This window comes from Pseudomonas sp. H1_G08 (genome assembly GCF_054681355.1).
The window spans coordinates 5,403,673-5,417,787 of sequence record NZ_CP162822.1 but is presented as its reverse complement, the minus strand read 5'-3'; the positions used below and the strand labels follow the sequence as shown (position 1 = coordinate 5,417,787).

At 60.5% G+C, this 14,115-nt stretch carries 10 protein-coding genes and 2 tRNA genes; 5 read left to right on the top strand and 7 right to left on the bottom strand.

The window, feature by feature from the left end; all coding sequences use genetic code 11:
* Positions 1-262 precede the first annotated feature (262 nt).
* Both rlmB and rnr read right to left on the bottom strand, forming a co-directional pair.
* Positions 263-1,030, bottom strand: a complete 768-nt coding sequence (gene rlmB, locus AB4N85_RS24520; RefSeq protein WP_252868707.1) for a 23S rRNA (guanosine(2251)-2'-O)-methyltransferase RlmB — start codon at positions 1,028-1,030, stop codon at positions 263-265.
* A complete protein-coding gene (rnr, locus tag AB4N85_RS24515; protein ID WP_460066221.1) occupies positions 1,027-3,657 on the bottom strand; it encodes a ribonuclease R in 2,631 nt (876 codons plus the stop codon). Before rnr ends, rlmB begins: the two co-directional genes overlap by 4 nt.
* A gap of 225 nt (positions 3,658-3,882) precedes the next feature.
* Between rnr and AB4N85_RS24510 the strand changes: the two genes are divergently transcribed.
* The 4 genes from AB4N85_RS24510 (at position 3,883) to AB4N85_RS24495 (ending at position 6,997) form a co-directional block, all read left to right on the top strand.
* Positions 3,883-3,969: transfer RNA gene (locus AB4N85_RS24510), tRNA-Leu, on the top strand.
* Positions 3,970-4,149: 180 nt separating this feature from the next.
* A tRNA-Leu gene (locus AB4N85_RS24505) sits at positions 4,150-4,236 on the top strand.
* Positions 4,237-4,421: 185 nt separating this feature from the next.
* A complete protein-coding gene (locus AB4N85_RS24500) occupies positions 4,422-5,432 on the top strand; it encodes an extracellular solute-binding protein (RefSeq protein WP_016771941.1) in 1,011 nt (336 codons plus the stop codon).
* Positions 5,432-6,997 (top strand): ABC transporter permease, encoded by a 1,566-nt coding sequence (locus tag AB4N85_RS24495; RefSeq protein ID WP_252868706.1) that lies wholly within the window; start codon positions 5,432-5,434, stop codon positions 6,995-6,997. The genes AB4N85_RS24500 and AB4N85_RS24495 overlap by 1 nt, the downstream gene beginning before the upstream one ends.
* A gap of 90 nt (positions 6,998-7,087) precedes the next feature.
* Here the strand turns inward: AB4N85_RS24495 and AB4N85_RS24490 are convergent, their stop codons facing one another.
* From AB4N85_RS24490 to AB4N85_RS24480, 3 genes are all read right to left on the bottom strand, one after another.
* Positions 7,088-9,022 carry a methyl-accepting chemotaxis protein gene (locus tag AB4N85_RS24490; RefSeq protein ID WP_041480726.1) on the bottom strand — a complete coding sequence of 645 codons (1,935 nt, stop codon included), beginning with the start codon at positions 9,020-9,022 and terminating at the stop codon, positions 7,088-7,090.
* 139 nt (positions 9,023-9,161) lie between these two features.
* Positions 9,162-10,451, bottom strand: coding sequence for an adenylosuccinate synthase (locus AB4N85_RS24485; RefSeq protein WP_016771943.1), 1,290 nt, complete (start codon positions 10,449-10,451; stop codon positions 9,162-9,164).
* Between the two features lie 54 nt (positions 10,452-10,505).
* Complete coding sequence (locus AB4N85_RS24480; protein WP_041480727.1) at positions 10,506-11,693, bottom strand: ATP phosphoribosyltransferase regulatory subunit; 1,188 nt, start codon at positions 11,691-11,693, stop codon at positions 10,506-10,508.
* Positions 11,694-11,781: 88 nt separating this feature from the next.
* Between AB4N85_RS24480 and AB4N85_RS24475 the strand changes: the two genes are divergently transcribed.
* Positions 11,782-11,988 carry a hypothetical protein gene (locus AB4N85_RS24475; protein WP_143497950.1) on the top strand — a complete coding sequence of 69 codons (207 nt, stop codon included), beginning with the start codon at positions 11,782-11,784 and terminating at the stop codon, positions 11,986-11,988.
* Between the two features lie 17 nt (positions 11,989-12,005).
* Here AB4N85_RS24475 and hflC read toward each other — a convergent pair whose 3' ends face one another.
* Both hflC and hflK read right to left on the bottom strand, forming a co-directional pair.
* Positions 12,006-12,875 carry a protease modulator HflC gene (gene hflC, locus AB4N85_RS24470; RefSeq protein WP_016771945.1) on the bottom strand — a complete coding sequence of 290 codons (870 nt, stop codon included), beginning with the start codon at positions 12,873-12,875 and terminating at the stop codon, positions 12,006-12,008.
* Positions 12,875-14,041, bottom strand: a complete 1,167-nt coding sequence (hflK, locus tag AB4N85_RS24465; protein WP_024011368.1) for an FtsH protease activity modulator HflK — start codon at positions 14,039-14,041, stop codon at positions 12,875-12,877. The genes hflC and hflK overlap by 1 nt, the downstream gene beginning before the upstream one ends.
* Positions 14,042-14,115 lie beyond the last annotated feature (74 nt).

The following is a 14,115-nucleotide window of genomic DNA, read 5'->3' as shown; positions in this document are numbered from 1 at the left end:
AAACGGTCAGACAAGGAGTGAATGACACTTATGGACTTGCTGGCGCGGGGCACATGCGTGCCTGCCGTCACAGCAAGGGGCGCAATTGTAGAGAAGGGACTGCGGGCGCGCAAGGCAATTGGTGATTATTTGAACAATCACCGGGCGACCCGTGTAGGAGCTGCCGAAGACTGCGATCTTTTGACTTTGACTTTTTCAAAGCAAGATCAAAAGATCGCAGCCTCGTTTCACTCGACAGCTCCTACAGGGGATTTGCAGCAGGTCAGGACTTCTTCGCAGTAGCCTTGGCTTTTGCACCGCGCTGGCGCTGGGCTTCGAACAGGCACACGCCGGTGGCGACCGAGACGTTGAGGCTGCTGACGCTGCCGGCCATCGGCAGGTTCACTAGATAGTCGCAGTGCTCGCGGGTCAGGCGACGCATGCCTTTGCCTTCGGCGCCCATGATCAGGATGGTCGGACCGGTCAGGTCCTGCTCATAAATGCTGACCTCGGCTTCACCAGCGGTGCCGACTACCCACAAACCGCGCTGCTGGAGTTTTTCCAACGTGCGCGCCAGGTTGGTCACGGCCACCAGCGGGATCACTTCCGCCGCGCCGCAGGCAACTTTACGCACCACCGGGGTCAGCGTGGCCGACTTGTCTTTCGGCACGATCACCGCCAGCGCACCGGCCGCATCGGCCGAACGCAGGCAGGCGCCGAGGTTGTGCGGATCGGTCACGCCGTCGAGCACCAGTAACAGCGGCGCGCCTTCGGTGCGATCGAGCAACTCGTCGAGCATCGCCTCGCCCCAGACCTGACTCGGGCTGACTTCAGCGACAACGCCCTGATGCACGCCTTCAACCCAGGCGTCCATTTCGCGACGCTCGGCCTGGCCGACCTGAACACGGTTTTCGTTGGCCAGCTCGACCAGCGTCTGCACGCGCGGATCGTTGCGGCTTTCCGCCAGCCAGATCTGCTTGACGCGCTTGGGGTGGTGACGCAGCAACGCTTCTACCGCGTGAACGCCGTAGATTTTTTCCAACTGACTCATGACTTCGCCTTCGGTTTACGCGCCCCGCCACTTTTGGCTGGAGCGGAACCCGCTTTTGGCGGGCCCTTACGGTGTTTGCTCGGTTTGGCTGGCTTGCCGTCGGTCGCCCTGTCAGGCGCCGACCGTCCGGTCTTTCCCCCGGACGCCGCTTTACCACCGTTTTTCGCATCGGCCAGCAAGGCCTTCTTCAATTCACGGCTTTTGCGCAGCTCGGCGTTTTTCGCCACGGCATCGCTCGGACGATAGGCTTCGGCAACCTTTTCCTTGGCCGGACGACGGCTGGCGGTTTTCGCTGGAGCCTTTTCTTCCGCAGCCTTGGCAGCAGGCGCAGCGGTTTCGGCGCCACGTTTCTTGCGACCGATCGGCGCGCTGATGGTTTTCTCGGCCATCTCGAAGTCAATCTTGCGCTCATCAAGGTCGACGCGCATGACGCGTACTTCAACGGTGTCGCCAAGACGGAAACTGCGACCGGTGCGCTCGCCCGCCAAGCGGTGATGCACAGGATCGAAGTGGTAGTAATCGCCCGGCAGCGCGGTGACATGCACCAGGCCTTCGACGTAGATATCGGTCAGCTCGACGAACAGACCAAAACCGGTAACAGCGGTGATTACGCCCGGGAACGATTCGCCCACGCGATCCTTCATGAACTCGCACTTGAGCCAGTTCACCACGTCACGGGTCGCCTCGTCGGCACGGCGCTCGCTCATCGAGCACTGCTCGCCAAGCTGCTCCAGCGCCGCTTCGTCGTAGGGATAGATGCGCGCTTTCGGAATGGTCATCGCACCGGCACGACGAACGTGCGGGGTGTCCTGTTTCGAATGGATCACGCTGCGGATCGCGCGGTGCGTGAGCAGGTCCGGATAACGACGGATCGGCGAGGTGAAGTGGGTATAGGCTTCGTAATTCAGGCCGAAGTGGCCGTCGTTTTCAGCGCTGTACACCGCCTGACTCAACGAACGCAGCATGACGGTCTGGATCAGATGGAAATCCGGACGATCCTTGATGCTCGCGAGCAAAGCCTGATAATCCTTCGGCGACGGACCGTCCTTGCCCTTGTGCAGGGAAAGGCCGAGCTCACCAAGGAATGCGCGCAGCTTATCCAGACGCTCTGGCGGCGGACCGGCGTGAACGCGATACAGCGCAGGGATTTCGTGCTTCTTGAGGAATTCGGCAGTGGCCACGTTGGCGGCCAGCATGCACTCCTCGATCAGCTTGTGCGCATCGTTGCGCACGGTCGGACGGATTTCCGCGATCTTGCGCTCGGAGCCGAAGATGATCCGTGTTTCCTGGGTTTCGAAATCGATCGCGCCACGCACGTGACGGGCGGCCAGCAATACCTTGTACAACGCGTAGAGCTGCTTGAGGTGCGGGACGACGTCGGTGTACTCGCCACGCAATTTGCGCGCTTCGGTAGCCTTCGGCGTTTCCAGCATCGCGCTGACCTTGTTGTAGGTCAGACGGGCGTGGGAATGGATCACCGCTTCATAGAAGCAGTAGTCGGTCATTTCGCCGGACTTGGAGATGGTCATCTCGCAAACCATGGCCAGACGATCGACTTGCGGGTTCAGCGAGCACAGGCCGTTGGACAGTTGCTCCGGCAGCATCGGAATCACGCGCTCGGGGAAGTACACCGAGTTGCCGCGAACCTGAGCTTCGTTGTCCAGCGCCGAGCCGATCTTCACGTAACTGGAAACGTCGGCAATCGCCACGTACAACTTCCAGCCACCGGAGAACAGACGCAGCTTGCCCGGTTTGGCTTCGCAGTAGACCGCATCGTCGAAGTCGCGGGCATCTTCGCCGTCGATGGTGACGAACGGCAGATGACGCAGGTCGATGCGCTTCTCTTTGTCTTTTTCTTCGACTTCCGGCTTGAGCTTGGCGGCTTCTTTTACAACTGCCTCAGGCCAGACGTGCGGGATATCGTACGTGCGCAGAGCAACGTCGATTTCCATGCCCGGCGCCATATAGTTGCCGACCACTTCGACCACATCGCCTTGCGGCTGGAAACGCGGCGTTGGCCAGTGGGTGATTTTCACCTCGACGAATTGACCGATCTGCGCATTGGCGTTGCGGCCCGGGGTGACCAGCACTTCTTGCTGAATCTTCGGATTGTCGGCAACGACGAAGCCGATACCGCCTTCTTCGAAGTAGCGGCCGACGATGGTTTCGTGAGCGCGGGAAACTACTTCGACGATCACGCCTTCACGGCGACCACGACGGTCGAGCCCGGAAACCCGGGCCAGCGCGCGGTCACCGTCGAACACCAGACGCATTTGCGCCGGGCTCATGAACAGGTCGTCGCTGCCGTCGTCCGGCACCAGGAAGCCGAAACCGTCACGGTGACCGCTGATGCGGCCGAGGATCAGGTCGAGCTTGTCCACCGGCGCGTAAGTGCCACGGCGGGTGTAGATCAGTTGAGCGTCGCGCTCCATGGCGCGCAAGCGGCGGCGCAGGGCCTCGATCTGGTCTTCGGTGGTCAGACCAAACTCTTCGACCAGTTGCTCGCGGGCAGCAGGCGAACCCCGATCGGCGAGGTGCGCCAGGATCAGTTCGCGGCTGGGAATAGGGTTTTCGTATTTTTCCGCTTCACGAGCGGCCTCGGGATCGAGGGACTGCCAATCGGCCATTAGAGAGTTTTCACCTTGTCTATATGCGGGTTAGTTTGGCATAGGCGCCGGGAAACGGGAAATTTCCGCTTCTATAAGGCTTTGCATGGCCCTGTATCGACGCTCTGATAGGGTTTTGAACGCCGCTGGTAAAAAAATTCAGTTTTTTCTGCAGTAGGGGTTTACAGTTAAAAAGGCGCTCCGTATAGTGCGCGCCATCGACGACGCACAAGCGCTTTCGATGATGCCCAGGTGGTGAAATTGGTAGACACGCCAGCTTCAGGTGCTGGTGACCTTACGGTCGTGGAAGTTCGAGTCTTCTCCTGGGCACCAATTTCGAGTTTGAGACTAGATCAGTTTCAAGACTCACACAAAACCCGCGAAAGCGGGTTTTTTGCATTTGCGGGAAAGCTTTTGTTCACACTGATTTATTAAAACCAAATCAGGGGTTTACAGATCAAAAAGGCCTCCGTATAGTGCGCCACATCAACAGCGGCAACGCTTGCGATGATTGCCCAGATGGTGAAATTGGTAGACACGCCAGCTTCAGGTGCTGGTGACCTTACGGTCGTGGAAGTTCGAGTCTTCTTCTGGGCACCAATTCAAATTCAAGGTTCACGCCTTGGATTTCACAAAAACCCGCGAAAGCGGGTTTTTGCGTTTCTGGCTTCCTGAATTTCGCCATCCCTACAAGACTGCCAGTCGCCCCACAAGGCGCACATGAGAAACAATATCGTTTATCATTGTTGCAAGTTTTTGCAATGCGACAGTGAGGAACCCTGCGAATGACGTTTCGAAATACCCTGCGCCGAGGCCTGACCTTCACCCTCCTCGGCCTGGCACTCGCCACTCCCCTCACCCAGGCTGCCGATGCGGTTTCCCTGACTCTCTACAACGGCCAGCACAAGGAAGTCGGCGACGCGATTGCCAAGGCTTTCGAAGCCAAGACCGGCATCCACGTCAACGTGCGCAAAGGCAGCAGCAACCAGCTCGCCAGCCAGATCATCGAAGAAGGCGACCGCTCCCCCGCCGATGTGATCTACACCGAAGAGTCGCCGCCGCTGAATAACCTCGGCGAACAGGGTCTGCTGGCCAAGGCCGATGACGCCACGCTGGCAGTTCTGCCGGAAAAATACGTCGCCGCCAATGGCACCTGGATCGGCGTTACCGCCCGCGTACGCGTGGTCGCGTTCAATCCGAAACTGATCGATGAAAAAGACCTGCCGAAATCGGTGATGGAATTTTCCGAGCCGCAGTGGCAGGGCAAGGTCGGCTTCGTTCCGACCAGTGGCGCCTTCCAGGAGCAGGCCGTAGCGATCATCAAGCTGCACGGTCGTGACGCCGCCGAAGAATGGCTGACCGGCCTGCGCGCATTCGGCAAGACCTACAGTAACAACATGGTCGCGCTCAAAGCGGTGGAAAACGGTGAAGTCGCCACCGTACTGGTGAACAACTACTACTGGTTCGCCCTGCAACGCGAGAAAGGCAAGCTCGATTCCAAATTGCATTACTTCACCGGCGGCGACGCTGGCGGCTTGATCACCGTGTCCAGCGCTGCCGTGCTGAAATCCAGCAAACATCCAAAAGAAGCCCAGCAATTCCTCGCCTTCATGGCCAGCGAAGAAGGTCAGCGCGTGATCACTCAGACCACCGCTGAATACCCGCTGCACAAAGGCATGGAATCGGATCGCGGCCTCAAGCCGTTCAGCGAACTGGAAGCGCCGAACGTTACCCCGGCGGACCTGGGCAACGCTGAAGAAGCGCTGGAACTGGAACGCGAAGTTGGCCTGAACTGATGGCAGCACCGTTATCGGCCCCCGCCGCGCGCGGGGATTACGTACCAAGACGCAAACGGCCGTCGATCTGGCTGGTGCTGCCGGTATTGCTACTGGTGGTACTAAGCCTGCTGCCACTGGCCTACGTCGGGGTGAAAGCCTGGCAAGCCGGCTGGGCCGAGGCGCTGCATTTGCTGTGGCGCCCGTACGTGTTTGGCCTGTTGCGCAACACCTTGGCACTGATGGTCGGCGTGACGATCACCTGCGCCGTGATCGGTCTGTCGCTGGCATGGCTGCTGGAGCGCAGCAATCTGCCGGGGCGACGCCTGTGGGGCGTGATCCTGTGCCTGCCGTTTGCGGTGCCGGCGTTTGTCAGCAGCTTCACCTGGGTGTCGCTGAGTGCGCAGTTCGAAGGCCTCGGCGGAGCGATTCTGGTGATGAGCCTTTCGAAGTATCCGCTGATCTTCCTGCCAGTCGCGGCGACCCTGCGCAATCTCGATCCCTCTCTCGAAGAATCCGCCCGCACGCTGGGACAGAATCGCTGGGGCGTGTTTTTCCGCGTCACCCTGCCGCTGTTGTGGCCATCGCTGCTGGCCGGTTCGCTGCTGATTGCCCTGCACATGCTGGTGGAATTCGGCGCGCTGTCGATCATCGGTTTGCAGACCTTTACCACGGCGATCTACCAGCAATTCGAACTGGAATTCAGTAACGCCAACGCAGCGATGCTTTCGGCGGTGTTGCTGGCGCTGTGCCTGCTGCTGTTGTGGCTGGAACTGCGGGTGCGCGGCAAGGGCCGGCATGTGCGCACCGGCCAAGGTGCAGCGCGACAGGCTGAGCAAGTAAAGCTTGGGCCATGGGCTGCGGCAGGTCAGTTGTATTGCCTGTTGCTGGCGATTATCGGCAGCGGCGTTCCGCTGGGCATGTTGGCCTACTGGCTGGCGGTCGGTTCGTCGGCGGCATTCCCGGTAGCAGCGATCACTGAGGCGCTGCTGTCATCGCTGGCATTGTCGTTGGGCGGCGCGGCGTTGTGCCTGGCGCTGGCAGTGCCGGTCGGGCTGCTGGTGGTGCGCTACAAAGGCCAATTGGCAATCTGGGCCGAACGCCTGCCTTATCTGCTGCACGCGCTGCCGGGCCTGGTGATTGCGTTGACGCTGGTGTATTTCGCCCTGCATTACGTGCCGGTGCTGTATCAGACGTCGGGCTTGCTGCTGATCGCCTATGCGCTGCTGTTTCTGCCACTGGCGCAGGCGCCGATTCGTACGGCACTGAACAAGGCTGCGCCACAGCTGGAAGAAGCGGCGCGGACCTTGGGCGCATCGTCGTTCACGGCGTTTTGCCGGGTGACCTTGCCGATCATTTTCCCGGCACTGGGCGCGGCGTTTGCGCTGGTGTTTCTCGATGCGATGAAGGAACTGACGGCAACGTTGCTGCTCAGCCCAACCGGACTCAATACATTGGCGACCGAGGTCTGGGCGCATACGGCGAATGTCGAGTTTGCGGCGGCGGCGCCTTATGCGGCGTTGTTGATTGTGGTCTCGGGGCTGCCGGTTTATCTGCTGACGACGCGGATGTATCTGAGCCGCTGATACCGCTTTCGCGAGCAGGCTCGCTCCCACAATGGATTGAGTTTCCCTGTGGGAGCGAGCCTGCTCGCGAAGATGCCAGCCCGGATAACATCAAGCGCGAAACTGCCCCAGGCTAGCCTTCAACTGCGCCGCCAGACCATCCAGCACCTTGCCACTGGCCGTGGTTTCCACCACTGCCTGCGCCGCTTTCTCGGCTTGGGCGTGAATCGTTTCGACGCGCCCACGCACTGCCTGTGCACCCTGCGCCTGATGCGCTGCTGCTTGCGTCGCCAGACCGATCGCCGCATGCACCTGCTCGACCGAAGCCTGCACCGATTGCTGCAAGCGCGCACTGTCGCGCAAGACCAGCAAACCTTCGCTGGCCTGCCGTCCGGCCTGGCCAATCGCCTCGACTGCCTCACGTGCGCCCTGTTGCAGAGCGACGATGTGCGCTTGAATATCACCCGTGGAGCTTTGCGTCTTGCTCGCCAGCGCACGAACTTCATCGGCGACCACGGCGAAACCACGCCCGGTCTCACCGGCCCGCGCCGCCTCGATCGCAGCGTTCAATGCCAGCAGGTTGGTCTGTTCGGCGATGCCGTGAATCACCGTCAGCACCACCTCAATCTGCTCGCTCTGCTGCGCCAGTCGCTCGATAACCTTCGCCCCGGTATCGACCTGCCCGGCCAGCGCTTCGATCAGGCTACCAACCTTCGCCGAAGTCCGGGTGTTCTCATCGGTGGCCTGACGAATATCGACAACCTGCTTGAGCGCCGCCTGCATCGCCTGACTTTCCGACTGCGCCTCGTCTGCCATTTGCGACAGCGCGCGCAGGCTTTCTGCAACTTCATCGCGCTGCATTCCGGCAGCCGCATCGGCGCCAGCGTTGCGCAAAGTCATCGCGCCGATTTCCACGCCAGTGCGCTGAGCGACATCACCCGCCTCGCGTACGATCGGCTGCAATTTATCCACGAAGCGATTGACCGCTGAGGCCATGTCGCCGATTTCATCCTTGCTGTTGATCTGCACACGCTTGGTCAGATCACCCTCGCCTGCTGCCAGATCGTCCATCGCTGCATTGAGCATTTTCAGACGATTGACCACCCGATGACCGAGCACCACGGCCAGCAACAGCAGCACGCCGCAACCGACCAGTGCCAGGCCAAGGCCAATGCGCCAGCGAAGAGTGGCGGCAGCTTCCTGAACGGTTTGTGCGGTGTTGGCTTTCATTTCACCAGCGGTGGCTTGCGCCGATTGCAGGCGCGCCTGCATCGCTTTGGCGCTGTCCGCCGCTGCGCCTTTAAGGCTGTCGCCGACCAGTTGATCGCTGCTGGCAATCAGCGCCAGGAAGCGCTTGTCGAGCTCGGCCAGATCGGTTTCCACCGAGGCTGTGGACACACCCATCAGCACTTTGCCGATTTCCACGCCGTTGGGATTGATCGAGGCCTCGAGGTAGTAGACCGAAGGATCATTCTTCGCCGCATCCAGCACTTTATCCAGCGCGCGCTCGCCCTGACCTTTTTCCAGCAAGGCCTTGTTGATCGGGTTTTCACGGTTGAGATAACGGGTCAGATGCTGGCCGGTGGCGTCGTCATACACCACGAACAGCACGTTGGGATTGCGCTGGGCGCGGCGGGCGAACTCCGAGAGCGTCGGCACGTCGCTGTCCCACATGGCACGCGGCGCTACGGATGCAAGCAACTGCGCCATGTCGTTGGCCGAATCCTTCAGATCCTTTTCCAGCGTCGCTCGCAGCTGCGCCTGCTCTTCTTTCAGACGCGCGGACAGGCCGACCGTCAGGCGCTGACGAGTGCTGGCCGATAACGCATCAAGACTTGAAGTGACTTCACGCCCGGCCTGCTCCAGTTCACCGGAGAGTTTCTGGCTGTCGGCACCCAGGCGCACAGCCAGATCGGCTTCCAGCGCGGTCACCGTGCTCCGCGTCAGGGCAACCGCCACCAACACCTGCACCAAAAGGGCGATACCAAGGGTAACGAACACTGGCCGCAACAAACGGCTTTGTAACAGTGAGAGAACGGCTGACACTTTAAATCCCTCTACTTCTGACGCCATTAATTTGATGGCACTCTTGTAGACAGATTCACAGCAAAGGTCATGCCGTCCAACAGGCATAAACGACAAAGGCCCCGATTAAGGGGCCTTTGTTTTTTACATCAACGACTTATCAAGCAAACGGATGACGCAGAACGATGGTTTCGTTGCGGTCCGGGCCCGTCGAAATAATGTCGATCGGCGCGCCGATCAACTCTTCAACGCGTTTGATGTAGGCACGAGCATTGGCCGGCAGCTCTTCCAGGGTTTTTGCACCCACGGTCGATTCGCTCCAGCCTGGCACTTCTTCGTACACAGGCTGCAGGCCTACGTAGCTGTCAGCATCGGTCGGGGCAACAGCATTGCCTTGCGCGTCTTTGTAGCCGACGCAGATGTTGATGGTTTCCAGACCGTCGAGTACGTCCAGCTTGGTCAGGCAGATGCCCGAGATGCTGTTCACATCGATAGCGCGACGCAGGATGACGGCGTCAAACCAGCCGCAGCGACGGGCACGGCCGGTGGTAGCGCCGAACTCGTGACCCTGCTTGGCCAGGTGTGCACCGACTTCGTCAAACAGCTCGGTCGGGAACGGACCGGAACCGACGCGAGTGGTGTAAGCCTTGGTGATGCCCAGGATGTAGTCGAGGAACATCGGACCAACGCCCGAACCGGTCGCCACGCCACCCGCAGTGGTGTTGGAGCTGGTCACGTACGGGTAGGTGCCGTGGTCGATGTCGAGCAACGAACCTTGCGCGCCTTCGAACATGATGTCCTTGCCGGCACGACGCAGGTCGTGCAGCTCGGCAGTCACGTCGAGCATCAGCGGCTTGAGCAGCTCAGCGTATTCCTTGCACTCGGCCAGGGTCTTTTCGAATTCGATGGCTGGCTCTTTGTAGTAACCGACCAGCATGAAGTTGTGGTAATCCACCAGTTCACGCAGCTTGTCTTCGAAGCGTGGCATGTTCAGCAAGTCGCCGACACGCAGGCCACGACGGGCAACTTTATCTTCGTACGCCGGGCCGATGCCGCGACCGGTAGTACCGATCTTCAGCTCGCCACGGGCCTTTTCACGGGCCTGGTCCAGCGCGACGTGGAAGGACAGGATCAGCGGGCAGGACGGGCTGATACGCAAGCGCTCGCGCACCGGTACGCCTTTCTCTTCCAGCTTGGTGATCTCGCGCAGCAGGGCGTCAGGTGCAACCACCACGCCGTTGCCGATCAGGCATTGCACGCCTTCGCGCAGCACGCCCGACGGAATCAGGTGCAAGACGGTTTTCTCGCCGTCGATCACCAGCGTGTGACCCGCGTTGTGGCCACCCTGGTAGCGCACTACGGCGGCAGCATGTTCGGTCAGCAGATCAACGATCTTGCCTTTGCCCTCATCACCCCACTGGGTGCCCAGGACTACGACATTCTTACCCATAACACTTGTCCTCATTCGCGCAAACTTGGTGCCGGCGATGGCCGGCAGGAAAACTCAAGAAGCCAGTGGCGATACTTGCCAAAGCCCGTTCTGCTGAATCAATTGCCGGTCGCAGTCCGCATCACGGGCGGCGGCCAAAGGTTGTCCAGGCAAGGCCTGAACGACACGCTGACCCTCACTGCGCAACTGGCAAACCTGCTGCCAGAGTGCCGCATCCGTACTGTCAGGCATCCAGATACCGCCAGACGGTAGCTCGATCTCAGCACGCCCCAGGGTCACCAGGGTTTTCAAATCGGTAGAGAAACCGGTCGCCGGACGCGCGCGGCCGAAGTCAGCGCCGATGTCATCGTAACGACCGCCCTGAGCGATGGACTGGCCAACGCCCGGCACGAACACCGCGAACACCACACCGGTGTGGTAGTGGTAGCCGCGCAACTCGCCGAGGTCGAAATACAGCGGCAGCTGCGGGAAGCGCACGGAAAGACGTTCGGCGATCGCCAGCAGGTCTTCCAGCGCCGCCAGCACTGGCGCCGGCGCATTGGCCAGACGCTCGCGGGCAGCGCTCAAAACTTCACGGCCGCCGCACAGATCAACCAGTGCGCGCAGCATGCCCGACAGATCCGTCGGCAGGCCTTCGGTCAGGGTAATCACTTCATCGATGGCCTTGCGCTGCAGGGCATCGAACAACTGCTGCTCGACTTCACCGGATAGACCGGCGGCGCGAGCCAGACCACGATAGATGCCGACATGGCCGAGGTCCATGTGCACGTCCGGCACATCGGCCAGTTGCAGCATGGCCAGCATCAGGCTGATGACTTCGACGTCGCTGCTCGGGCTGGCGTCGCCGTACAGCTCGGCGCCCAGCTGGATCGGGCTGCGCGAGGACGACAATGCACGCGGCTGGGCGTGCAGGACACTGCCTGCGTAGCACAGACGGCTCGGGCCTTCGCGGCGCAGGGTGTGCGCATCGATACGCGCCACTTGCGGCGTGATGTCGGCGCGGAAACCCATCTGCCGGCCCGATTGCGGGTCGATGACCTTGAAGGTACGCAGATCCAGGTCCTGGCCCGCGCCGGTCAGCAGGGATTCCAGGTACTCGATATGGGGAGTCACGACAAACTCGTAACCCCAGCTCTGGAACAGATCCAACACCTGACGACGCGCGACTTCAATGCGCGCCGCCTCCGGTGGCAGTACTTCTTCGATGCCATCTGGCAGCAGCCAGCGGTCTACCGTTGCCATTACGCCATTCCCCTTTGATCCGGGCGGCCAGCACTAGGCGAGCCTTGAGTGAAGCAGAAAATGACCGGAGCGTTCAAAACGCACGCGCATGAACGACGCAGCGAAAGGCCGGCTGGCGGCTTCGCCCATCACTTTCCTCGAAAAACGCTCGGGCTATTCAAACCCGATGCCTGCAACAAAAACAGCAATCAAACGTGCAGACGCAAAAAAGCCGGGAATTTCCCGGCTGCCGCATCATACACACGTTTTCCGAAAGGATCACCCCGCCCGAGGTTTTAGCCGCCGGGCGGAATGATTCAGGTCAACGTCGTATCAAGGTTTGGCTTTTTCCAGGTAACGGAAGAAGTCGCTGCTTGGGTCGAGGACCAGGACGTCGGATTTGTTCGCGAAGCTTTCACGGTAGGCACGCAGGCTACGGTAGAAACCGTAGAACTCCTGATCCTGACCGTAGGCCTTGGAGTAGATCGCAGCTGCCTGGGCGTCACCGTCACCGCGAACCTCTTCGGATTCACGATAGGCTTCGGCCAGCAGCACGCGGCGTTGACGATCGGCGTCGGCACGGATGCCTTCGGCCAGCTCGTTACCCTTGGCGCGGTGCTCGCGAGCTTCACGCTCACGCTCGGTGCTCATACGCTCGAACACACTGCGGTTCACTTCCTTCGGCAGATCAATGGCCTTGACCCGGACATCAACCACTTCGATACCCAGCTCTTTTTCCGCCATCTTGTTCAGCGATGCAGTGATGTCAGCCATCAGCGCATCACGCTCACCCGACACCACTTCGTGCAGGGTGCGCTTGCCGAACTGGTCACGCAGACCGGACTCCAGACGACGGGACAGACGTTCGTCGGCGATCTGCTTCAGACCCGAAGTCGCGGTGTAGAAGCGCTCGGCATCTTTCACCCGCCACTTGGCGTAGGCATCGACCATCACGGCTTTCTTTTCCAGGGTCAGGAAGCGCTGCGTCGGCGCATCCAGCGTCAGCAGACGCGCATCGAATTTGCGCACCTGGTTGACGTAAGGCACTTTCACATGCAGACCTGGCTGGACATCCGCCTGAACCACACGACCGAATTGCAGCAGCACCGCGCGCTCGGTCTGAGCGACGATGTAGAAGCAATTCCAGCCCACCAGTACCACAACGACGCCAACGATCAGGGCGATCAGCGATTTATTGCTCATCAGCGGGTCTCCCTTGTACGCGTCTGCGGCACGTCAGTGACATGCGGCGTGACGTCCGTGTTGTTGCTGGCGGCCGAACCGGTCACCGGTGCGTTGCCCGAGCTGTTCTGGATCATTTTGTCCAACGGCAGGTAAAGCAGATTGCTCTGGCCGTTCTTGTTGCCGGTCACGAGCACCTTGCTGGTGTTGCTGAAGACTTCCTGCATGGTGTCCAGGTACAGACGCTCGCGGGTGACTTCAGGTGCCTTGCGATACTCGGCGACCAGTTTGGTGAAGCGATCGGCCTCACCCTTGGCGCGCGAGATGGTCTCGTCGCGATAACCGTTGGCATCTTCGATGATGCGCTGGGCCTGACCACGGGCTTCCGGCACAACGCCGTTGGCGTAGGTTTCAGCCTGGTTGCGCGAACGCTGCTCGTCTTCACGGGCGCGGATCACGTCATCGAAAGCTTCCTGCACTTCACGCGGTGCTGCTGCGCTCTGTACGTTGACCTGGGTGACGGTGATACCGGTGCGATAGGTATCGAGGAAACGTTGCAGACGCTCCTTGATTTCGCTGGCCATCAATTCACGACCTTCGGTCAGCACCTGGTCCATGGCGGTAGAACCGACCACGTGACGCAGTGCACTTTCGGTCGCGTGCTGCAGACTGATTTCCGGCTGATCGACGTTCAGCACGAAGTCCTGCAGGTTGCTGATCTTGTACTGCACGGTCAGCGGCACTTCGACGATGTTCTCGTCTTCAGTCAGCATCTGGCCCTGCTTGGTGTACGCACGCTCACGCGTCACGTTCTCCATGTACTTCTTGTCGATCGGCGGGAAGTAGATGTTCAGGCCCGGGCCGACAGTCTCGTAGTACTTGCCGAAGCGCAGCACCACGGCTTGCTCCTGCTCGTCCACCACGTAGACCGCGCTGTACAGCCACACAGCCGCCAGCACGACCAGGCCGATGCCGAGCAGACCGCCGAAGCCGCCACTGCTGCGCCCCGACCCGCCGCCGTCATCACCGCGTTTCTTACCACCACCGAACAACCCGTTCAGGCTTTCCTGCAGCTTTCGGAAGGCCTCGTCGAGATCCGGTGGTCCCTTGCGGTCGCCGTTATTGCGGCGCTTGCCACCCCAGGGATCCTGATTATTCGAGTTGCCACCCGGCTCATTCCAAGCCATAGCGCTCTCCATCTGATAAAGCAAAGACGCACCCACGGCGCGCCGACCAATGCTACAGAATGCCTGCCGTTGCG